General features: G+C 70.5%; 20 protein-coding genes. 14 read left to right on the plus strand and 6 right to left on the minus strand.

Going from position 1 to position 21,265, the window contains the following annotated elements; all coding sequences use genetic code 11:
* The first annotated feature begins 76 nt into the window (after positions 1-76).
* The 5 genes from QF027_RS29650 (at position 77) to QF027_RS29670 (ending at position 5,548) form a co-directional block, all read left to right on the plus strand.
* The gene (locus QF027_RS29650) at positions 77-1,147 is read left to right on the plus strand and encodes a LacI family DNA-binding transcriptional regulator (RefSeq protein WP_307078126.1); all 1,071 of its coding nucleotides are present in this window, start codon (positions 77-79) and stop codon (positions 1,145-1,147) included.
* 82 nt (positions 1,148-1,229) lie between these two features.
* Entirely contained in the window at positions 1,230-2,573 is a 1,344-nt protein-coding gene (locus QF027_RS29655) for an endo-1,4-beta-xylanase (protein ID WP_307078127.1), read from the plus strand.
* A gap of 73 nt (positions 2,574-2,646) precedes the next feature.
* A complete protein-coding gene (locus QF027_RS29660) occupies positions 2,647-3,681 on the plus strand; it encodes an LCP family protein (RefSeq protein WP_306977428.1) in 1,035 nt (344 codons plus the stop codon).
* A 196-nt stretch (positions 3,682-3,877) separates the two neighbouring features.
* On the plus strand, positions 3,878-4,234 hold the full coding sequence (locus tag QF027_RS29665; protein WP_037719081.1) for a YciI family protein: 357 nt from the start codon (positions 3,878-3,880) through the stop codon (positions 4,232-4,234).
* Positions 4,235-4,339: 105 nt separating this feature from the next.
* On the plus strand, positions 4,340-5,548 hold the full coding sequence (locus QF027_RS29670) for an RNA polymerase sigma factor (protein ID WP_306986574.1): 1,209 nt from the start codon (positions 4,340-4,342) through the stop codon (positions 5,546-5,548).
* 118 nt (positions 5,549-5,666) lie between these two features.
* Here the strand turns inward: QF027_RS29670 and QF027_RS29675 are convergent, their stop codons facing one another.
* Positions 5,667-6,860, minus strand: a complete 1,194-nt coding sequence (locus QF027_RS29675; protein ID WP_307078129.1) for a class I SAM-dependent methyltransferase — start codon at positions 6,858-6,860, stop codon at positions 5,667-5,669.
* A gap of 91 nt (positions 6,861-6,951) precedes the next feature.
* On the opposite strand from QF027_RS29675, the gene QF027_RS29680 reads away from it, so the two are divergent.
* The 4 genes from QF027_RS29680 (at position 6,952) to groL (ending at position 10,946) form a co-directional block, all read left to right on the plus strand.
* Positions 6,952-7,893 carry a polysaccharide deacetylase family protein gene (locus tag QF027_RS29680; protein ID WP_373432436.1) on the plus strand — a complete coding sequence of 314 codons (942 nt, stop codon included), beginning with the start codon at positions 6,952-6,954 and terminating at the stop codon, positions 7,891-7,893.
* Positions 7,890-8,699: a polysaccharide deacetylase family protein gene (locus QF027_RS29685; protein ID WP_307078131.1), complete on the plus strand. Its 810-nt coding sequence runs from the start codon at positions 7,890-7,892 to the stop codon at positions 8,697-8,699. The genes QF027_RS29680 and QF027_RS29685 overlap by 4 nt, the downstream gene beginning before the upstream one ends.
* Before the next feature lie 200 nt (positions 8,700-8,899).
* Positions 8,900-9,208, plus strand: coding sequence for a co-chaperone GroES (gene groES, locus QF027_RS29690; RefSeq protein WP_007384130.1), 309 nt, complete (start codon positions 8,900-8,902; stop codon positions 9,206-9,208).
* A gap of 112 nt (positions 9,209-9,320) precedes the next feature.
* Entirely contained in the window at positions 9,321-10,946 is a 1,626-nt protein-coding gene (gene groL, locus QF027_RS29695) for a chaperonin GroEL (RefSeq protein ID WP_306977420.1), read from the plus strand.
* A gap of 81 nt (positions 10,947-11,027) precedes the next feature.
* Here groL and QF027_RS29700 read toward each other — a convergent pair whose 3' ends face one another.
* The 3 genes from QF027_RS29700 to QF027_RS29710 all read right to left on the minus strand — a co-directional run bounded on the left by QF027_RS29700 (position 11,028) and on the right by QF027_RS29710 (position 13,341).
* Entirely contained in the window at positions 11,028-11,717 is a 690-nt protein-coding gene (locus QF027_RS29700; RefSeq protein ID WP_307078133.1) for an ester cyclase, read from the minus strand.
* Positions 11,718-11,847: 130 nt separating this feature from the next.
* Positions 11,848-12,621, minus strand: coding sequence for an SDR family NAD(P)-dependent oxidoreductase (locus QF027_RS29705; RefSeq protein WP_306977416.1), 774 nt, complete (start codon positions 12,619-12,621; stop codon positions 11,848-11,850).
* Between the two features lie 51 nt (positions 12,622-12,672).
* On the minus strand, positions 12,673-13,341 hold the full coding sequence (locus tag QF027_RS29710; protein WP_306977414.1) for an MOSC domain-containing protein: 669 nt from the start codon (positions 13,339-13,341) through the stop codon (positions 12,673-12,675).
* Between the two features lie 80 nt (positions 13,342-13,421).
* Here QF027_RS29710 and QF027_RS29715 point away from each other — a divergent pair, with 80 nt between their 5' ends.
* Complete coding sequence (locus QF027_RS29715; protein WP_307078136.1) at positions 13,422-14,318, plus strand: LysR family transcriptional regulator; 897 nt, start codon at positions 13,422-13,424, stop codon at positions 14,316-14,318.
* A 52-nt stretch (positions 14,319-14,370) separates the two neighbouring features.
* Here the strand turns inward: QF027_RS29715 and QF027_RS29720 are convergent, their stop codons facing one another.
* Positions 14,371-14,697, minus strand: coding sequence for a WhiB family transcriptional regulator (locus QF027_RS29720; RefSeq protein WP_306977410.1), 327 nt, complete (start codon positions 14,695-14,697; stop codon positions 14,371-14,373).
* A 381-nt stretch (positions 14,698-15,078) separates the two neighbouring features.
* Between QF027_RS29720 and QF027_RS29725 the strand changes: the two genes are divergently transcribed.
* The 4 genes from QF027_RS29725 (at position 15,079) to QF027_RS29740 (ending at position 19,471) form a co-directional block, all read left to right on the plus strand.
* Positions 15,079-15,690 carry a response regulator transcription factor gene (locus tag QF027_RS29725; protein ID WP_003948568.1) on the plus strand — a complete coding sequence of 204 codons (612 nt, stop codon included), beginning with the start codon at positions 15,079-15,081 and terminating at the stop codon, positions 15,688-15,690.
* A gap of 311 nt (positions 15,691-16,001) precedes the next feature.
* Positions 16,002-16,589, plus strand: a complete 588-nt coding sequence (locus QF027_RS29730; protein ID WP_007384137.1) for a sigma-70 family RNA polymerase sigma factor — start codon at positions 16,002-16,004, stop codon at positions 16,587-16,589.
* A 149-nt stretch (positions 16,590-16,738) separates the two neighbouring features.
* The gene (gene guaB / locus QF027_RS29735) at positions 16,739-18,241 is read left to right on the plus strand and encodes an IMP dehydrogenase (RefSeq protein WP_306977407.1); all 1,503 of its coding nucleotides are present in this window, start codon (positions 16,739-16,741) and stop codon (positions 18,239-18,241) included.
* Between the two features lie 105 nt (positions 18,242-18,346).
* The gene (locus QF027_RS29740) at positions 18,347-19,471 is read left to right on the plus strand and encodes a GuaB3 family IMP dehydrogenase-related protein (protein ID WP_062047598.1); all 1,125 of its coding nucleotides are present in this window, start codon (positions 18,347-18,349) and stop codon (positions 19,469-19,471) included.
* Between the two features lie 547 nt (positions 19,472-20,018).
* On the opposite strand, the gene QF027_RS29745 is transcribed toward QF027_RS29740, so the two are convergent.
* The gene (locus QF027_RS29745) at positions 20,019-21,236 is read right to left on the minus strand and encodes a nucleotide sugar dehydrogenase (protein ID WP_306977406.1); all 1,218 of its coding nucleotides are present in this window, start codon (positions 21,234-21,236) and stop codon (positions 20,019-20,021) included.
* Positions 21,237-21,265 lie beyond the last annotated feature (29 nt).

The following is a 21,265-nucleotide window of genomic DNA, read 5'->3' on the forward strand; positions in this document are numbered from 1 at the left end:
GTAATCCGAATGTTTTGGGAACCTAGGGCCGCCAGGAGGGTTCGTCAAGAGGGCGCGCAGGGATACGATCGCCGCCATGACACCCCCGGAGCCCGCTGAAACCCGGACGACTTCCCCGACACCCTCGACGGCTGGACGGTCGCCGCAGACCGCCACGCTCGCCGAGATCGCCCGGGAGGCCGGCGTTTCGGCGCCGACAGTTTCGAAGGTCCTCAATGGCCGGGCCGACGTCGCTCCCGCGACCCGCGCCCGCGTCGAGGGCCTGCTGCGCGCGCACGGCTACCGGCGCCGACGCGCCGAGGCGAGCCGTTCGCCCCTGATCGACCTGGTCTTCCACGAGCTGGAGAGCGCGTGGGCGATGGAGGTCATCCGGGGCGTGGAGAACGTGGCCCGTGACGCCGGGCTCAGCGTCGTGCTGAGCGAGAGCGCGGGCCGGCTCACCCCCGGGCGCACCTGGGCCGACCAGGTCGCCGCCCGCCGCCCCTACGGCGTGATCCTCGTGCTCTCCGGGCTCGACGAGTCCCAGCGCGCGCTGCTGAGCAGCAGGTCGATCCCGTTCGTGGTGATGGACCCGGCCGGCGATCCGGGTGCCGACGTGCCCTCCATCGGCGCGACCAACTGGCAGGGCGGGCTCGCCGCGACCCGGCACCTCGTCGAGCTCGGGCACCGCAGGATCGGGGCGATCACCGGCCCCTCCCGCATGATGTGCAGCCGCGCCCGCATCGACGGCTACCGGGCCGCCCTGGAGACCGCGGGGCTGCCCGTCGACCCCGGGCTGATCATGGCCGGCGACTTCCACCACGAGACCGGCTACCGCCAGGGCCTGGCCCTCCTGCGCCGCCCCGACCGGCCCACAGCGGTCTTCGCCGGCAACGACCTCCAGGCGCTCGGTCTGTACGAGGCGGCCCGCGAGCTGGGGCTGCGCATCCCGGAGGACCTGAGCGTCGTCGGGTTCGACGACCTTCCGGTGGCGCCCTGGGTGGGGCCGCCGCTGACGACCGTACGGCAGCCGCTGACCGAGATGGCCGAGGCCGCGGCGAAGCTGGTGCTGGACCTGGGACGGGACGGCGGGAACCCCGCGGCGACCCGGGTGGAGCTGGCGACGAGCCTGGTGGTGCGCAGCAGTACCGCTGAGGCGGAGGGATGAGCTATTGACGGGTGGGGTGCGTGCGCCCACACTCCTCCGAAGCCAATCGGTTGCACGACCGAAACTTTCGGAGGCACCCGCAATGAGATCTCTGAGAACCGGCTTATCCCTTGCGTCCCTCTTGAGCGGCCTCGCGCTGCTCGTCCCGGCCTCCACGGCGAGCGCCGCCGACGTACCCCTGCGCGACCTCGCGGCCGCCAAGGGCAAGGTCATGGGCACGGCCGTCACCGGCTCCAAGCTCACCGGTGCCTACGGCGACCTCGCCGGGGCGCAGTTCAACTCGCTGACCCCCGGCAACGCCATGAAGTGGGGCTCGGTCGAGCCGACCCGGGGCAGCTACAACTGGGCCGAGGCCGACCAGATCGTGAACTTCGCCGAGGCCCACGGCCAGCAGGTGCGCGGCCACACCCTGGTCTGGCACAGCCAGAACCCGAGCTGGCTGACGAACGGCACCTGGACCGCGGCCCAGCTCAGCCAGCTGATGAACGACCACATCGCGCTGGAGGTCGGCCGCTACAAGGGCCGGCTGGCCGCCTGGGACGTCGTCAACGAGCCCTTCAACGAGGACGGCACCTACCGCCAGACCCTCTGGTACAACGGCCTCGGCACCGGCTACATCGCCCAGGCCCTCACCGCCGCCCGCGCCGCCGACCCGGCCGCCAGGCTGTACATCAACGACTACAACGTCGAGGGTGTCAACGCGAAGTCCACGGCCCTCTACAACCTGGTCAAGTCGCTGAAGGAGCAGGGCGTCCCGATCGACGGGGTCGGGCTCCAGGCCCATCTGATCGTCGGCCAGGTGCCCTCCACCCTCCAGCAGAACATCCAGCGCTTCGCCGACCTCGGAGTCGACGTGGCGATCACCGAGCTGGACATCCGGATGACCCTGCCCTCCGACAGCGCGAAGCTCGCGCAGCAGGCCGTCGACTACAAGGCCGTCATGAAGGCGTGCGTGGCGGTCGCGCGCTGCGCCGGCGTCACCGTCTGGGGCTTCACCGACTCCGACTCCTGGATCCCGAGCACCTTCCCGGGGGAGGGCGCGGCGACGCCGTACGACGAGAACTACACGCCGAAACCGGCGTATTACGCGATCGCGGAGGCGCTCGGCGGGACGACCACGCCTCCGCCGACCGGCGCGTGCACCGCGGCCTACAGCGTGACCAGTCAGTGGGACAGCGGCTTCACGGGGCAGGTGAAGATCTCCTGCTCGGGTGCCGCACTGTCGTCCTGGAAGGTCGGCTGGACGTACGGCGCCGGGCAGCGGATCACCCAGGCCTGGAACGCGACCTGCACCCAGTCGGGGGCCGCGGTCAGTTGCTCGAACGCGGCCTACAACGGGACCGTGCCGGACGGCGGTTCGGTGACCTTCGGCTTCAACGCCTCGTGGAGCGGCAGCAATCCGGTACCGGCCGTGACGCTGGAATGAGAAGTCTGAGATTTTCCGAAGAAAGCCGCTCAGGAGGCTTTCCTCGTAATAATTCGGACGTACGTTCCTCCCTGTGACGGGAGACGGCGAGGACAGACGAGTGGGTCGGCGGCCGAGAGTGCTGAAGGCCGTCGGCCTCACGCTCGCGGGCACGCTGGTCCTGGGATGCGCCGCGGCGGGCTGGGCCTACTGGCACCTCAACAGCAACATCAAGAGCGTCGACATCAACAGCGCGCTCGGCGACGACCGTCCCGCGAAGGTGACACCGACCCCTTCAACCTCGCAGGAGGCGCCGCTGCCCACGGAGGCGGTGAACATCCTGGTCCTGGGCTCCGACTCGCGCAGCGGCAAGGAGAACCAGGCGCTCGGGGGCGGCAGCAGCACCGGCGCCCGGTCCGACACCGCGATGGTCGTGCACATCGGCGCGGGCCGCACCACGGCAACGGTCGTCAGCATCCCGCGCGACACCCTCGTCACCCGCCCGTCGTGCCCCCTGGAGAGCGGGGGCACCACGTCGGCGGCGTACGGCGCGATGTTCAACAGCGCCTACTCGGTGGGCGGTCCGGTGTGCGCGGTCAAGACGGTCGAGTCGATCACGAACGTCCGCATGGACCACTACGTCGAGATCGACTTCTCGGGCTTCGCGAAGCTGGTCGACGCGCTCGGCGGGGTCACGGTGACCACGGACGAGGACATCGACGACGACGACAGCCACCTCACCCTGAAGGCGGGCACCCACCACCTGAACGGCAAGCAGGCCCTCGCGTTCGCCCGCACCCGGCACGGCATAGGCGACGGCAGCGACCTGGGCCGCATAGGCCTCCAGCAGAAGCTGGTGAAGGCCCTGCTGGAGCAGATCTCCTCGACGAACCTGCTGACCAGCCCCACCAAGCTGTACTCCGTCGCCGACGCGATCACCGGCAGTCTCACCACCGACACCGGGCTCGACTCCCTGACCGAGCTGATGAGCCTCGGCGAGAGCCTGAAGGGCCTGTCGAGCGACGAAGTGAAGACCGTGACCATGCCGGTGGTGACCGCGCCCTCGAACCCCAACCGGGTGGTGGCGAAGGAACCGGCCGCGAGTGACCTGTGGGAATCGCTGCGCTGAAAGTGAGCCGGCGGATGCAGCCATCGGGCCCCCCGGGGGCTCTTGCGGACTTCGGCGGGTCGCTGTCGTAGCAGGTCAGGGCCCCGGGAAAAAATCTCCGAAGAAATCCGCGGAGTCTGTCGATCCCGCCCTCTCCCGATCGACGCACTGGTGAGAGGCCGGGAAGGACCGGCCCCGTAGCGACCGAGGAGTCACCATGCCGCGTTACCTGTCGATGGTCCAGATCGACGAGAAGACCGCCCCCGCCGAGGGCCCCAGCGACGCGCTGATGCAGCGGATGGGCGAGCTGATCGAGGAGATGACGAAGGCCGGGGTGCTGCTGGACACCGCCGGGCTGACGCCGACCGCGCAGGGGGCCCGGGTGCGGTGGGAGAAGGGGCAGCTGTCGGTGACCGACGGGCCCTTCACCGAGGCGAAGGAGGTCGTCGGGGGGTACGCCATCGTCCAGGCCAAGGACATGGCCGAGGCGATCGAGTGGACCAAGCGCTTCCTGAAGGTGCACGAGGAGCACTGGACGGTCACCTGCGAGGTGCGGGAGATCGCGGAGGGCTGAGCCCGCTTCCTTGGCTGCGGGGGCCCTACGGGTGTCGAATGGGGGGCTGTGACCTCACAGCCCCTCGAAGCCGACGCCCGCGCCTCCGTCGAGACCGTCTTCCGCATGGAGTCGCCGCGCATCATCGCCGGTGTCACCCGTGTCGTCCGGGACGTCGGCATCGCCGAGGAGCTCGCCCAGGACGCCCTGGTGGCGGCGCTGGAGCAGTGGCCACGCGAGGGCGTCCCCGACAACCCGGGCGCCTGGCTCATGGCCATCGCGCGCAGACGGGCCGTGGACCTGGTCCGCCGCCGGGAGAACTACGCCCGCAAGCTGGCCGAGATCGGACGGGACCTGTCGGAGACCGCGCCGCCGGAGGAGCCGTCCGACCCCGAGGACATCGACGACGACCTGCTCAGGCTCGTCTTCACCACCTGTCACCCGGTGCTGTCCGCCGAGGCCCGCACCGCCCTCACCCTGCGGCTGCTCGGCGGCCTGACCACCCCCGAGATCGCCCGCGCCTTCCTCGTCCCGGAGGCGACCGTCGCCCAGCGCATCGTGCGCGCCAAGCGGACCCTCGCCACGAAGAACATCGCCTTCGAGGTGCCCTACGGCCCCGACCGCGAGGCCCGCCTCGGTTCTGTCCTGGACGTCATCTACCTGATCTTCAACGAGGGATACGCGGCCACGGCAGGCGACGACTGGCTGCGCCCCTCCCTGTGCGAGGACGCCCTGCGGCTGGCCCGCCTGCTGTCCGCCCTCATGCCCAAGGAACCCGAAGTGCACGGCCTCGCGGCCCTGTTGGAGTTCCAGGCCTCCCGCACGGCCGCCCGCACCGGACCGCGGGGCGAGCCGGTCCTGCTCAGGGACCAGAACCGCAGCCGCTGGAACCGCATGCTCATCGCCCGCGGCATCAAGGCCCTGGGCCGCGCGGACGCCACGGCCGCGGGCGCCCCCGGCCCCTACGTCCTCCAGGCCGCCATCGCCGCCTGCCACGCGCACGCGTACTCCTACGACGAGACCGACTGGCCGGCCATCGCCACCCTCTACGCCCTGCTCGCCGCCCGCGCCCCCTCCCCGGTGGTCGAACTCAACCGCGCGGTCGCCGTCTCGATGGCCGAGGGACCGGGCCCGGCCCTGGAGATCGTCGACGCGCTCACCGACGAACCCGCCCTGCACGACTACCACCTGCTGCCGAGCGTGCGGGGCGATCTCCTGGCCCGCCTCGGACGTACGACGCAGGCGCGGGCCGAGTTCGAGCGGGCTGCCGCACTGACCCGCAACGAACGCGAGCGGGAACTGCTGCTGGACAGGGCGCGGCAGTGCGGTCAGTGATCCGTTGTCGACCGCGGCGAGCACCACCGCGGTCGCGAGCGCCGCGACACGGCGGCACCCCGCGGGCGCCTCGATCGCCGCGAACGCCCGGTCGGCGCCGACCCGCACCTGGAGCCGCTCAGGACGCTCCAGCACCGGTGACGGCCCTCGCGGGGGCGCCGATCAGCATGGTCGGCGCCCCCGCGACCCGGGTCAGGAACACAGTCACGGAGTGCGGCCCCTGCGGCTTCGGAAGGGCCTTGCGCCGTAGTTCCTCCGGCTCGACGGCCGACCCGCGCTTCTTGACGGTCAGGATGCCGACCTCCCGCTCCCGCAGCAGCGCCTTCAACTTCTTCACGTTGAAGGGGAGTCGGTCGGTGATCTCGTACGCCGTGGCATACGGGGTCGCGCGCAGCGTGTCCGCGGTGACGTAGGCGATGGTGGGGTCGATCAGGCCGCCGTCGAGCTCCTCGGCCGTCTCGGCCACCAGATGGGCCCGGATGACGGCGCCGTCGGGCTCGTACAAGTACCGCCCCACGGAACGGACTTCGGGGTCGGGGAGCCCTCGGCCGAGCAGGGTCCGCGGTCCCGGCAGCAGCGTGGCCCGGACGGCCCCCGGCGCGGTGCCGAACCACAGCACCGCCTCCTTCACGTCCCCACCGTCGGAGATCCACTCCGCTTCGGCCTCCGCCGGAACCGCCTCGTGGGGAATACCGGGCGCGACCTTCAACGCGGCGTGCGGGGCCTTGAGAGCCGCCCCGACCGCCCACGACAGGGGCGGTGAGTAGGCCTCCGGATCGAAGATGCGGCCCCGCCCGCCCCGCCTCGCCGGATCCACGAACACGGCGTCGTAGGCGGCCGTGTCGATCGCCGTGACGTCCGCCTCCCGTACGTCGATCAGGTCGTCGAGCCCCAGCGCGTCCGCGTTCGCCCGCGCGGCCGCCGCCGTCAGCGGATCCCGGTCCACCGCGAGGACCCGGATGCCGGCCCGGGCCAGCGCGATCGCGTCCCCGCCGATCCCGCAGCACAGGTCGGCGACGGAGGTGACGCCCAGGGCCCGCAGGCGCTCCGCGCGGTATGCCGCCACGCTCGCCCGGGTCGACTGCTCGACCCCGTTCGGCGTGAAGAACATCCGCTCCGCGTCCTCGGCCCCGAACTTGGCCGCCGCCCGCTGCCGCAACCGCGCCTGACCGAGCGCCGCGGAGACGAGTTCGGCGGGATGCTCGCGGCGCAGCCGGGTGGCGACGGCGAGTTCGTCGGCGGGGGCGGTGCCGCGCACTTCGTCGAGGAGGGCACGGCCCTCGGGGGCGAGGAGGGGGGCGAGGTCGTTCACCGGGTCATTGTGGGCCAGTCGGTGGACGGTCCGCTTCCGGGCGGCGGTGTCGGCCCGGGCGCGATGCCGTGACCTGCGAGGATCCGGCCTCATGGGAACAGTAGGACAAAAGTATAAAAATGGTGCGTTGGTGGTGTCGGTATCGATCCGTGGCGGCCTCGTCCTCCTGGCAGTGGCCGCCCTGGTCTCCGGCTGCGCCGACCCGGCCGGGACCGGCGTACGGCCGCAGCAGCCCCTCAACGCGCCCACGGCCGCCGCCGGCGACCTCCAGGCCGACAAGACCCTTATCCGGGCCGCCCGGCTCCGCGCCGAGCAGACCCGGATCGTCGCCGCCAGGCGCTGGGGCCTGGAGAAAGTGCCGCTGACGGCCCCGCCGGCGCCCGTGACCAAGCCCCGCATCACCACCCGTCACGGCTTCGAGGTCGACGGCCACGACGTGAAGGGGCTACCGCCGGTCTTCACCACGGTCCCCACCGAGCAGAAGATCGTCTTCCTCACCATCGACGACGGCGCCGAGAAGGACCCCGCGTTCCTGCGGATGATGAGCGAGCTGAAGATCCCGTACACCGCCTTCCTCAGCGACTACCTGATCAAGGACGACTACGGCTACTTCGCGAGAATGCGGGACACGGGGGTCGTACTGAACAACCACACGCTCCACCACCCCTACCTGCCCGCGCTGTCGTACGCCCGCCAGCAGCGCGAGATCTGCGGGATGCAGGACGTCATAGAGAAACGGTTCGGCACCCGGCCCACGCTCTTCCGCCCGCCCTACGGCAACTACAACGAGGACACCCTGCGCGCGGCCAGGTCCTGCGGCATCAAGTACGCGCCCATCTGGAACGAGGAGGTCTTCGTCGACCACTGGGAGTACCGCGAGTGGGACCAGGACATCCACCCCGGCGACATCGTGCTCAGCCACTTCCGGGGCCGTAAGGGCTGGAAGGGTGCGATGCCCGACATGGTCCGCCGCTTCCTGAACAGGATCACGGCCGAGGGGTACGCGGTGGCCCGACTCGAGGACTACCTGTGAGAGCGCGGGCACTGGTCGCCGGGGGGCTGGCGGCCGTCCTGCTCACCGGCTGTGCCCAGTCCGTCGATCCCATCGAACGGCTGGGCAAGAAGGCGGCGCAGCGAGTGGGGTCGTACGGGCCGGACGGACCGAGTGGGGGGGACGGGGCGGACGGACGGCCGTACCGCCACTGGGGCCTCCTGGCCCCGCTGTCGGCGCCCCCGCGGGTGCCGGCGCGCGCGGCGCTGCGCCGGGGCGGCCTGCCGCCGGTCGTGAGACGTGTCGGGACGACCGACAAGGTCGTCTTCCTCACCTACGACGACGGCGCCGAGCGGGATCCACGGTTCGTCGGCATGGTCCGTGAACTGCGGCTGCCCGTCAGCATGTTCCTCACGGACAGTGTCGTCGGCCCCGGGTACGGCCACTTCGCGCGCCTCCAGTCGGTCGGCGCGAGCATCCAGAACCACACCCTCGACCACCCCGCCCTGCGGGGTCTGCCGTACTCCGGCCAGCGCGCCGAGATCTGCGGCCAGCAGGAGAAGGTGCGGTCCCGCTTCGGGATCCGGCCGCGGCTGTTCCGGCCGCCCTATGGCACGTACGACGGCACGACCCTGCGCGCGGCGGCCGACTGCGGACTCTCGGCGGTGGTGCTGTGGAGCGTGTCGGTGGAGGGTGGCGCGCCGGAGCGGCCGCTGCGGGCGGGAGACATCGTCTCGTTGGCATCGGGGGAGTCGACGGGACCGACGCTGACGGAACGGACGGCGAGGGTGCTGCGGGAGATCGAGCGGCGCGGGCTGACGGTGGGGCGGCTGGAGGACTATCTGTAGGCGCTCCGGCGGCGGCACAGGAGACGCGATTGGCACTCCGCTTGACCGAGTGCTAATCACGGTCATAGTCTCGGGTCTGGCACTCCCCCCTGGAGAGTGCCAACACAGCGACGGGCAGGTCCGGCACCCGCGACGACGGATCCACCTGGTCGCCACCTCAGACAGTCAACCCCGTGATCTCCGAAGGGGGAGGTCGGATCGTGACGACCACCAGCTCCAAGGTTGCCATCAAGCCGCTCGAGGACCGCATTGTGGTCCAGCCGCTCGACGCCGAGCAGACCACCGCCTCTGGCCTGGTCATCCCGGACACGGCGAAGGAGAAGCCCCAGGAGGGCGTCGTCCTGGCCGTGGGCCCGGGCCGCTTCGAGGACGGTAACCGTCTTCCGCTCGATGTCTCCGTCGGCGACATCGTGCTGTACAGCAAGTACGGCGGCACCGAGGTGAAGTACAACGGCGAGGAGTACCTCGTCCTCTCGGCTCGCGACGTGCTCGCGATCATCGAGAAGTAATTCACCCCAGCATTTCTCTGAGCTGCGCCCCTGGCCCCCGCGACCACTAACAAGCCGGGCGCCCGGGGCGCAGTCTCTTTTCACCTAGATTTCCGAGAGGGCTCACGCTCCCATGGCGAAGATCCTGAAGTTCGACGAGGACGCCCGTCGCGCCCTCGAGCGCGGCGTCAACAAGCTTGCCGACACGGTCAAGGTGACGATCGGCCCCAAGGGTCGCAACGTCGTCATCGACAAGAAGTTCGGCGCTCCCACCATCACCAACGACGGTGTCACGATCGCCCGTGAGGTCGAGATCGAGGACCCGTACGAGAACCTCGGCGCCCAGCTGGTGAAGGAGGTGGCGACCAAGACCAACGACATCGCGGGTGACGGCACCACCACCGCCACCGTGCTGGCCCAGGCGCTGGTCCGCGAGGGCCTGAAGAACGTCGCCGCGGGTGCCTCCCCGGCCGCCCTGAAGAAGGGCATCGACGCCGCGGTCAAGGCCGTGTCCGAGGAGCTCCTCGCGACCGCCCGCCCGATCGACGAGAAGTCCGACATCGCCGCCGTCGCCGGTCTGTCCGCCCAGGACAGCCAGGTCGGCGAGCTCATCGCCGAGGCGATGGACAAGGTCGGCAAGGACGGTGTCATCACCGTCGAGGAGTCCAACACCTTCGGTCTGGAGCTGGACTTCACCGAGGGCATGGCCTTCGACAAGGGTTACCTGTCGCCCTACATGGTCTCCGACCAGGAGCGTATGGAGGCCGTCCTCGACGACCCGTACATCCTGATCAACCAGGGCAAGATCTCCTCGATCCAGGACCTGCTGCCGCTGCTCGAGAAGGTCATCCAGGCGGGTGCCTCCAAGCCGCTGCTGATCATCGCCGAGGACGTCGAGGGCGAGGCCCTGTCGACCCTGGTCGTCAACAAGATCCGCGGCACGTTCAACGCCGTCGCCGTCAAGGCTCCCGGCTTCGGCGACCGCCGCAAGGCGATGCTGCAGGACATGGCGACGCTGACCGGCGCCGAGGTCATCTCCGAGGAGGTCGGCCTCAAGCTCGACCAGGTCGGCCTGGACGTGCTGGGCTCCGCCCGCCGTGTCACGGTCACCAAGGACGACACCACGATCGTCGACGGCGCCGGTGACTCCTCCGCCGTCCAGGGCCGGATCGCCCAGATCAAGGCCGAGATCGAGAACACCGACTCCGACTGGGACCGCGAGAAGCTCCAGGAGCGCCTCGCGAAGCTGGCCGGCGGCGTGTGCGTGATCAAGGTCGGCGCCGCCACCGAGGTGGAGCTGAAGGAGAAGAAGCACCGTCTGGAGGACGCCATCTCCGCGACCCGCGCCGCGGTCGAGGAGGGCATCGTCTCCGGTGGTGGCTCCGCTCTGGTCCACGCCGCCAAGGTGCTCGAGGGCGGCCTCGGCAAGACCGGCGACGAGGCCACCGGTGTCGCCGTCGTCCGCAAGGCCGTCGTCGAGCCGCTGCGCTGGATCGCGGAGAACGCCGGCCTCGAGGGCTACGTCATCACCGCCAAGGTCGCCGAGCTCGACAAGGGCCAGGGCTTCAACGCCGCGACCGGCGAGTACGGCGACCTGGTCAAGGCCGGCGTCATCGACCCGGTCAAGGTCACCCGCTCCGCCCTGGAGAACGCCGCCTCCATCGCCTCCCTCCTCCTGACGACCGAGACCCTGGTCGTCGAGAAGAAGGAAGAGGAGGAGCCGGCCGCCGGTGGTCACAGCCACGGCCACTCCCACTGAGCCCAGCGCTCGCAAGGAGGCCCCCGTTCCCCCAGAGGGAACGGGGGCTTTCCCCTTCGCGGGTCACAGGGAATCGGGCCGTCATTCTCCGAGTACTCCCAGCTGTTCCATCAGCCCCGCACGGTCGTACTGCCACCAGCCCTCGCAGATCCGCCCGCCCCGGAACCGGTGCCAGGTGGTCCCGGTCATGGTCACGTTCTGCCCGGTCGCCGGAATCCCCACGAACTCGCCGGTGTGCTTGCCGGCCCAGGTCCAGCGGGTGCACACCCGGTCGTCCTGGGCGATCTGGTCGTCCACGCGGAAGGTGAAGGCGAAGGCCCGCCGCCATCCTTCGTACTCCTCGCGCGCGGCCGCGAGCCCCAGAGCGTCCGGATTGGCCGGATCGTGGTCCATGTAGTCGTCGGTGAACCGCTCGAACATCTCCGCCGTCCCCGCCCGCCCGGCCTGCTCGAAGAACTCCCGTGAGACAGCCGGGTTGAGCTGCTCGTCCCGCACCACGTCCAGATCCGTGAAGGTCGGCGCCTCGTCACACAGCGCGACCATCCCCTGGAAGATCCGCTCCGTCTCCGGCAGCCCCGAATTCCGCATCGCCTCCTCGTACGACGGAAACTCCACGATCTCGACGAAGTGCGACGCGTCGGACCGGTCCTTGCCGACCACCGCATGCGTCGCGGAGCGCTTTCCCTTGGTCTGCTCGACCCATGTGTCCATCAGCCGGTCCATCTCGTCGAAACGGCTGGTCCTGCAGTCGATGAGCTGTACGAACGTCATCCCGCCATCGCCTCCAGCCCCCCTGGGTCCGGTTCGAACACCACCATTGTCCGCCCTGTGGCCTCATATCGGCCTGTCGGCGGGGAAAGCTCCTCTTGCGACTCCTGGGTCGTCGAAGCCCTGCGTCCGCCTACTGCGGCCCGTACTTCCGCCCCGTCCTGGACGTGATCCCGCCCAACAACCCGCGGGGCGCCACCTTCACCAACCCCATGAGCGCCTTGTAACGCGGGTCCGGGATCGACAGGGTCTTGCCGCGGGACAGGTCGGTGAGGGCCGCGGCGACCAGTTTGTCCGCGTCGAGCCACATCCAGCCGGGGATGTTGTCCGTGCCCATCCCGGCCCGCTGGTGGAACTCGGTCCGCACGAAGCCCGGGCACAGGGCCATCAGCCGGACCCCGCTCCCCGCCAGATCCCTCGCCGCGCCCTGCGTGAACTGCACGACCCACGCCTTCGAGGCGCCGTACGTCCCACGAGGCACGAACGCGGCCACCGACGCGACGTTCACGACACCCCCGCGCCCCCGCTCCCGCATCGCCTCCGTCGCCGCCGACGTCAGTCGCAGCACCGCCTCGCAGTGCACCTTGAGCATCTTCAGCTCGTCGGCCATGGAGACGTCGAGATAGCGGCCCTTGTTGCCGAAGCCGGCGTTGTTGACGAGGAGGTCGACGGGGGACCTGCGGTCGGAGAGGCGGGCGGCGACCGCCTCGATGCCGGGGTCTGTGGCGAGGTCGGCGGTGAGGACCTCGGCCTCGATGCCGTGGCGGTCGTGGAGTTCGGTCGCCTGTTCCTGGAGCCGCTTGGTGTCGCGGGCCACCAGCACCAGGCTGTGCCCGTCAGCCGCCAGCCGCCGTGCGAACGCGGCACCGATGCCCGCGGTCGATCCCGTAATCAATGCCGTTGTCATGGCGCAAGGTTAATGACCGGGACCGACAGCGTCCGCTTGCGGAGGACGCCGTCAGGCGCCGTGCTTCTCCACGTACTCGAGCGCCCACTTCCGCAGCTCGGGATGGAGTGCCTCCCCCGCTGCCAGCAGCCGTGGCTGGAGCGGCCGTTCGGTGGTCATCGCCCGGAACGCCAGGGCGACCGTCACGTCGTGGTCCGGCCGGTGCACGATCTCGACCGGGTCCCCGGTCCGGATCTCGCCCGGCCGGATCACCCGCAGATACGCCCCGGGCGCACCCTTCTGCGTGAACCGCTTCACCCACCGCTTCTCGTCCATGTGGCCCTGGAAGGTGCCGCACGGGATGCGCGCGCTCGTGACCTCGAGCACCACCTCGGACCCGATGCGCCAGCGCTCACCGATCAGTGCGCCGGAGACGTCGATGCCCCGCGTCGTGAGGTTCTCGCCGAAGGCGCCGTTGGGCAACGAGCGGTTCAGTTCGCCCTCCCATGCGTCCAGGTCCTCGCGCGCCATGGCGTACACGGCCTGGTCGTCGCCGCCGTGGTGCTGTTTCTTGCACACCGCGTCCCCGGCGAGCCCGCTCCCGCCGATGCCCTTGGGGCCGGGCGCGGCCACCCGCACGGGTCCGTCGACCGGCCGCTTGTCGATACCGGTGACGCCCTCCGGGTTGTCCGTGTACGCAACGGCCTTGGCGCGGCCCAGATTCACCGACAGAAGCTCCATGGCGGCACGGTAGGGGACCAGGACCCAAAGACGCCATGCATTATTCGGCGCCGTACCAAAGCAGGGCTTATCCTCGAGAGGTGATCGAGGCCCGACATCTCCGTGTGCTGCGTGCCGTCGCGGCGACCGGCTCCTTCTCCGCCGCGGGGCGTGAACTGGGCTGCACGCAGCCCGCCGTCAGCCAGCAGATGAAGGCCCTGGAGACGTCCGTGGGCACGCCGTTGCTCATCCGCAGCGGACGCGAGATGCGGCTGACGCAGGCGGGCCAGGCGCTGGTGCGGCATGCCGCCGGCATCCTGGCGGGGCTGACGGCGGCGGAGGAGGAGGTCGCCGCCATCGCCGGCCTGCGGGCCGGGCGCGTCCGGCTCGTCTCCTTCCCCAGCGGCAGTTCCACCCTGGTTCCCACCGCCCTCGCCGCCCTGCGCGCCGCCCACCCCGGCACCCGCGTCTTTCTGGAGGAGGCCGAACCCCCGCAGTCCGTCGGCCTGTTGCGGGAGGGCGACTGCGACATCGCGCTCGCCTTCCGGTACGAGGGGTCCGGGGGCGGGGACGAGTGGGACGACCTCGTCGTACGGCCCCTGCTGACCGACCGGCTCGTCGCCCTCGTACCCGAGCGGCACCGGCTCGCGCGCGCGGGGTCCGTGTCCATCGGGGAGCTCGCCGGGGAGTCGTGGATCGCCGGGTGTCCGCGCTGCCGCGGCCAGTTGGTCGAGGTGTGCGAGGGCGCCGGCTTCACGCCCCGCATCGACTTCGCGACCGACGACTACCCGGCGGTCGTCGGCCTGGTCGGTGCGGGGCTCGGCGTCGCCGTCCTGCCCCAGCTCGCGGTCGAGTCCGTACGGCCACGAGGCGCGCGGACGGTGACGCTGGAACCGGCGGTCCGGCGGGAGATCGTCGCGCTCACGCTGCCCGATCTGGCCCAGGTGCCGGCGGTGGCGGCGACGCTGGAGCAACTGGCGCGCGCGGCCGACCGGTAGGCAGAAAAGAATGAAGGGCACGCGCGCGTGCCCTTCCAGAAAAAACGTTCCTTCAATTGTTCGATGCGTCGCTCCCCACGGACGACGCGGACACCAGCCGGTGCCGCGCCCGCCCCATGAGCTCCTCGCGCTCGTCCTCGGTCAGCCCGCCCCACACGCCGTACGGCTCTCTCACTGCGAGCGCGTGCGCCGCGCATTGCGCGCGCACCGGGCACCTCATGCAGACCTCTTTGGCCGAGTTCTCGCGAGCGCTCCGGGCCGCACCGCGCTCGCCCTCCGGATGGAAGAAGAGCGAGCTGTCCACCCCGCGGCAGGCGGCCAGGAGCTGCCAGTCCCACAGGTCCGCGTTCGGTCCGGGAAGGCGGGAGAAATCTGCCATTGCGTGACCCCTTGTAGCCGTTCTGGGCGGATACGGTGTCCACGACCGTACATCTACGATCTAAGGAGATGAAAATATGACTCATTGCGAATCTAGCCTCAGACACCAGAGAATGGGAAGAAAAGGGTCTGAATGGGGCATGGGTTGTGATGAAACGTTGCGGGTCCGCCGCGCATGTCTGCACCGTGTCCGCGCCCTCACGTAGAGTGCCGAAGACAGTGCGCAGCCCCGTAACTCTTTCGGGTGACCGTCGTTGAGAGTGCGGAGGCGGTTGAAAACACAAACGCTCGGACAGGCGTCCGAGTCGGTCGACCGCACAGGTGACGATTTCGTACCAGCCTGGAGGCTCAAGGTGACGTGCATCAGCTGCGGAGGACGGCCATGACATCCGTCCTCGTCTGCGACGACTCCCCGCTTGCCCGAGAGGCGCTCCGCCGCGCGGTCGCGACCGTGCCCGGCGTCGAGCGCGTGACGACCGCGGCCAACGGCGAGGAAGTCCTCCGCCGCTGGGGCGCGGACCGTTCGGACCTGATTCTGATGGACGTACGCATGCCCGGTCTGGGCGGCGTCGAGACCGTACGGCGGCTGCTGTCCGCGGACCCCGGTGCGCGCATCATCATGCTCACGGTCGCGGAGGACCTCGACGGGGTCGCTCTCGCGGTGGCCGCGGGTGCCCGGGGCTACCTCCACAAGGACGCCTCACGTGCGGAGTTGCGCGCCACGGTGACGCAGGCGCTCGCCGACCCGACCTGGCGGCTCGCCCCGCGTCGCCTGCGGTCGGCGGAGATGGGCGCGGCGCCCACTCTCACCGCGCGTGAGATTCAGGTGCTCGAAGGCATGAGTCACGGTCGCTCCAACGCGGAGATCGGGCGTGAGCTCTTTCTCTCCGAGGACACCGTCAAGACGCATGCCCGGCGGCTGTTCAAGAAGCTCGGCGCTTCGGACCGGGCGCACGCTGTCGCGCTCGGGTTTCGTTGGGGCCTGGTTCGTTGAGCGCCTCGCCGTAGTGCAGCCGCCGGTCGTTGGCGGCTGATCGCGCCCACGCGGCGTAGCCGCAGACAGATGCAGCCCCGCGCCCCTGAAGGGGCGCGGTTGCGGGGTCGGCCGGGCAGTCCCTCCGGCGCCCGCTGCCTGTTTCGGCGCGGATGCCGCATCCTTGAGATGTGGAGTCTCTCGGGGACGAGTCGGTCGAGCGGAAGGGGAGGGCGCAGGGTATGGGTTCCGGCGCACCTGCTCATAACGCTTCGGTGCACAACAACCAGCGCGATGCCACGGATCCAACGACGCCAAGGCACCATGGACCGATGCGCGACGACGAGGCGGCTCATCCCCATGGAGCGATCGGTGCGCTCGTCCACAGTGCCGTGGAAGGAGACGAGCAGGCCACGCACGACCTGCTCGCCCACGTTCACCCGCTGGCCCTGCGCTACTGCCGCACCCGGCTGTCCCGTCTCCCGGGTGACGCCCGGCACTTCGTGGAGGACCTCGCGCAGGAGGTCTGTGTAGCCGTCCTCCTCGCCCTGCCGCGCTACCGCGACACCGGACGCCCCTTCGAGGCGTTCGTCTTCGCCATCGCCGCGCACAAGGTCGCCGACCTGCAGCGCGCGGCCATGCGCCACCCCGGTTCGACGGCGGTGCCGTCCGACGAGATGCCGGAGCGGCCCGACGACTCGCTCGGCCCCGAGGAGCGGGCGCTGCTCAGCAGCGACGCCGAATGGGCCAAGAAACTGCTGGCCAACCTCCCCGAGAACCAGCGCGAGCTGCTCCTGCTGCGGATCGCCGTGGGGTTGACGGCAGAGGAGACGGGTCAGATGTTGGGAATGTCACCCGGTGCGGTCCGCGTGGCGCAGCACCGGGCGCTGAGCAGGTTGCGGGCGCTGGCCGAGCAGTAGGGCGCGCTCCTGAACGGGCGGCGCGCCGCTTCCGTACGGGCATACGAGGCCCGGAGCGGGTCCGGACCGTGGAATCCGTGGAATGTGACGCCCTTGCTTCCCGTTAGCATGGACATCCGCACCGATCAAGGCCATTTGGGGAAGGTGTCATGACTGCAAACGTCGACGGAGTGCCCGACAAATTCGCGACGCTCGGGCTGACCTACGACGACGTGCTGCTGCTGCCGGGAGCGTCCGCGGTGCTCCCGAACGCGGTCGACACCTCGTCCCGCATCTCCCGCAACGTCCGGGTCAACATCCCGCTGCTCTCGGCGGCCATGGACAAGGTGACCGAGTCCCGCATGGCCATCGCGATGGCCCGCCTCGGTGGCGTCGGTGTGCTGCACCGCAACCTCTCCGTCGAGGACCAGGTCAACCAGGTCGACCTGGTGAAGCGGTCCGAGTCCGGCATGGTCACCGACCCGATCACCGTGCACCCGGAGGCGACCCTCGCCGAGGCCGACGCCCTGTGCGCCAAGTTCCGCATCAGCGGTGTCCCGGTCACCGACGCGGCCGGCAAGCTCCTCGGCATCGTCACCAACCGTGACATGGCCTTCGAGTCGGACCGCAGCCGCCAGGTGCGCGAGGTCATGACGCCGATGCCGCTGGTCACCGGCCAGGTCGGCATCTCCGGCACCGACGCCATGGACCTGCTGCGCAAGCACAAGATCGAGAAGCTGCCGCTCGTCGACGACTCCGGTGTCCTCAAGGGCCTGATCACCGTCAAGGACTTCGTCAAGGCGGAGAAGTACCCCAACGCCGCCAAGGACTCCGAAGGCCGCCTCCTCGTCGGTGCCGCCGTCGGCGCCAGCCCGGAGGCCCTGGAGCGGGCCCAGGCGCTCGCCGAGGCCGGTGTGGACTTCCTGGTCGTGGACACCTCGCACGGCCACAACAGCAACGCCCTCAGCTGGATGGCGAAGATCAAGTCGAGCGTCGGCGTCGATGTGATCGGCGGCAACGTCGCCACCCGTGACGGCGCCCAGGCGCTGATCGACGCCGGTGTCGACGGCATCAAGGTCGGTGTCGGACCGGGCTCCATCTGTACCACGCGCGTGGTCGCCGGAATCGGCGTCCCGCAGGTCACCGCCATCTACGAGGCCTCCCTCGCCGCCCGCCCGGCGGGCATCCCGCTCATCGGCGACGGCGGCCTGCAGTACTCCGGCGACATCGGCAAGGCGCTCGCCGCCGGCGCCGACACCGTGATGCTGGGCTCGCTGCTCGCGGGCTGCGAGGAGTCGCCCGGCGAGTTGCAGTTCATCAACGGCAAGCAGTTCAAGTCGTACCGCGGCATGGGCTCACTCGGTGCCATGCAGTCCCGGGGACAGGGCAAGTCGTACTCGAAGGACCGCTACTTCCAGGCCGAGGTCGCCGCCGACGACAAGCTCGTGCCCGAGGGCATCGAGGGCCAGGTGCCCTACCGCGGCCCGCTGTCCAGCGTCCTGCACCAGCTCGTCGGCGGGCTGCGTCAGACCATGGGCTACGTGGGCGCGGCCACCATCGACGAGATGGAGTCCAAGGGCCGCTTCGTGCGGATCACCTCCGCGGGCCTCAAGGAGAGCCACCCGCACGACATCCAGATGACGGTCGAAGCGCCGAACTACAGCCGTAAGTAGTCTCTACGCGCGCGTGAGGGCGGTCCCGGAGCATCCGGGGCCGCCCTTGTCGTACCCGTCGGCGATACTGGAAGACGCTGAACGCATCAGGGAAAGGCCACACACGTGACTGAGATCGAGATCGGGCGCGGCAAGCGCGGCCGCCGGGCGTACGCCTTCGACGACATCGCCGTCGTCCCCAGCCGCCGTACGCGCGACCCGAAGGAGGTCTCGATCGCCTGGCAGATCGACGCCTACCGCTTCGAGCTGCCCTTCCTGGCCGCCCCCATGGACTCGGTCGTCTCCCCGGCCACCGCGATCCGCATCGGCGAGCTCGGCGGCCTGGGCGTCCTGAACCTCGAAGGCCTGTGGACCCGGTACGAGGACCCGCAGCCGCTGCTCGACGAGATCGCCGGGCTGGACGTGGACGCCGCGACCCGCCGCCTTCAGGAGATCTACGCCGCTCCCATCAAGGAGGAGCTGATCGGGCAGCGCATCAAGGAGGTGCGCGACTCGGGCGTGGTCACCGCGGCCGCGCTCTCCCCGCAGCGCACGGCGCAGTTCTCCAAGGCAGTGGTGGACGCGGGCGTGGACATCTTCGTCATCCGCGGCACGACGGTCTCGGCGGAGCACGTCTCCGGTTCGCACGAGCCGCTGAACCTGAAGCAGTTCATCTACGAACTCGACGTCCCGGTGATCGTCGGCGGCTGCGCCACCTACACCGCTGCCCTGCACCTGATGCGCACCGGCGCGGCGGGCGTCCTGGTCGGCTTCGGCGGCGGCGCGGCGCACACCACGCGCAACGTGCTGGGCATCCAGGTCCCGATGGCGACCGCGGTGGCCGACGTGGCCGCGGCCCGGCGTGACTACATGGACGAGTCCGGCGGCCGGTACGTGCACGTCATCGCCGACGGTGGTGTGGGCTGGTCCGGCGACCTGCCCAAGGCGATCGCCTGTGGCGCGGACGCCGTGATGATGGGCTCCCCGCTGGCCCGTGCCACGGACGCGCCCGGCCGCGGCCACCACTGGGGCATGGAGGCCGTCAACGAGGAGCTGCCGCGCGGCAAGAAGGTCGACCTCGGCACGGTCGGCACGATCGAGGAGGTACTGGCGGGCCCCTCGCACATTCCCGACGGCTCCATGAACTTCTTCGGGGCGCTGCGGCGGGCCATGGCCACGACCGGGTACAGCGAGCTGAAGGAGTTCCAGCGGGTCGAGGTCACGGTGGCCGACTCGCAGCACAAGCGGTAGGTCCTACGACGCCTGAAGGGCCGGTCACCCCGGGTGGGGTGGCCGGCCCTTTCGCGTGCCCCGGGGCTTCGCGAGGGACGGCGCGTGGGGTGGCGCCGGGGCGCGCGGTTGCGTTCAGGGCGGGAACTGGCTGGTCAGCCGGGCCGAGGGCGATAACGTCCGTGTCGGCGCCCCGGTCTTCCGGAGCGCCCCCTTCCAAGGATGTAGTTCCAGACCCCGCTCCTCGGGGCCTGGCCCGATGTCCGACGGACCGTCTACCAGGCCACTGGGCGGTGCTGTGGAAGGGGGCGCCGATGGGTCGCCACCGTAAGCCCACCCGCTGGGACCGGATCCGTCTGTGGACGGTGAAGTGCCGGAGGAGGTGGATCTTGCGGATTTTCGGATGGTGAGCGGCCGCCCCCAGAAGACATAGGGGCGGACACTCCGTGAACCATCCAGGAGCCTGCCACAGTGGCCCCTGCGGTGGGCTCCACCTGTCTCCGTAAGGTACCCGTGCCGCGCCCCGCATGCCACCGGCCCCGGAGCCCGTCGCGCCCACGCGCCCCCTTCACAACCTGTGCGCCGCCCCCGTAGGTGTGGCCCCCCGCGTGTCCAGCAGCAGCTGCGCCTTCACCGACAGGCCCTGGAGGTCGTACGTCCGGTGCTGCTGGAGCAGGATCGTCAGGTCCGCGTCGGCCGCCGCCTCGTAGAGGGAGTCCGCGCGCGGGACCGGCCGGTCCAGGACGCTCCAGGACGGGATGTGGGGGTCGTGGTAGCTGACGGCGGCGCCGAGTTCCATCAGGCGTACGGCGACCTCCTGAGCGGGGGTGCCCTGCTGGTCGGCGAGGTCGGGCTTGTAGGTGACGCCCAGCAGGAGGACGCGGGCACCCCGCGCGGACTTGCCGTGCTCGTTGAGGAGAGCGGCGGCGCGCTGGACGACGTACCGGGGCATCTGGTCGTTGACCTGCCGGGCGAGTTCGACCATGCGCAGGGTGCGGCCGCCGCCGGGGCTGCCGCCGGTCAGGTCGCGCGGGACCGCGTGACCGCCGACGCCCGGGCCGGGGCGGAAGGCCTGGAAGCCGAACGGCTTGGTCTCCGCGCAGCGGATGACGTCCCAGAGGTCGACGCCGAGATCGTGGCAGAGGACGGCCATCTCGTTGACGAGGGCGATGTTGACGTGCCGGAAGTTGGTCTCCAGGAGCTGAACCGTCTCCGCCTCTCGCGGGCCACGCGCGCGTACCACCTTGTCGGTGAGGCGCGAGTAGAAGGCGGCGGCCGACTCCGTGCACGCGGGCGTGAGGCCGCCGATCACCTTGGGGGTGTTGGCGGGCGTGAAGTCGCGGTTGCCCGGGTCCACGCGGCTGGGGGAGTAGGCGAGGTGGAAGTCGCGGCCCGCACGCAGACCCGAGCCCTTCTCCAGGAGGGGGCGCAGGAACTCCTCGGTGGTGCCCGGGGGCACGGGGGACTCCAGGATGACGGTCGTGTGCGGGCGCAGGTGCGTGCTCAGCGTGCGGGCGGCCCCCTCCACCTGGCTCAGGTCCAGGCCGCCGTCCGGGGCCGGCGGGGTCGGTGCGCAGATGACCGCCGTACGGACGCGGCCGAGTTCGGCCGGCCCCGCGGCCGTCCGGAAGCCCCCCGAGAGCATCCGGCGCAGTTCTGCGGGGCTGAGGGAGCCGGCCTCGGGGCCGGTGCGGTAGCCGAGGGTGGAGATACCGGCGGCGACAGCGGCCTGGGCCAGGGGCAGTCCGTAGGGGCCGAGTCCGATCACGGCGAGATCTGCGGGCATGGCGTGGGCCGTCCTTCCCAGTAACCGAA

This window comes from Streptomyces canus, assembly GCF_030816965.1.
Classification (GTDB): Bacteria; Actinomycetota; Actinomycetes; order Streptomycetales; family Streptomycetaceae; genus Streptomyces; species Streptomyces canus_E.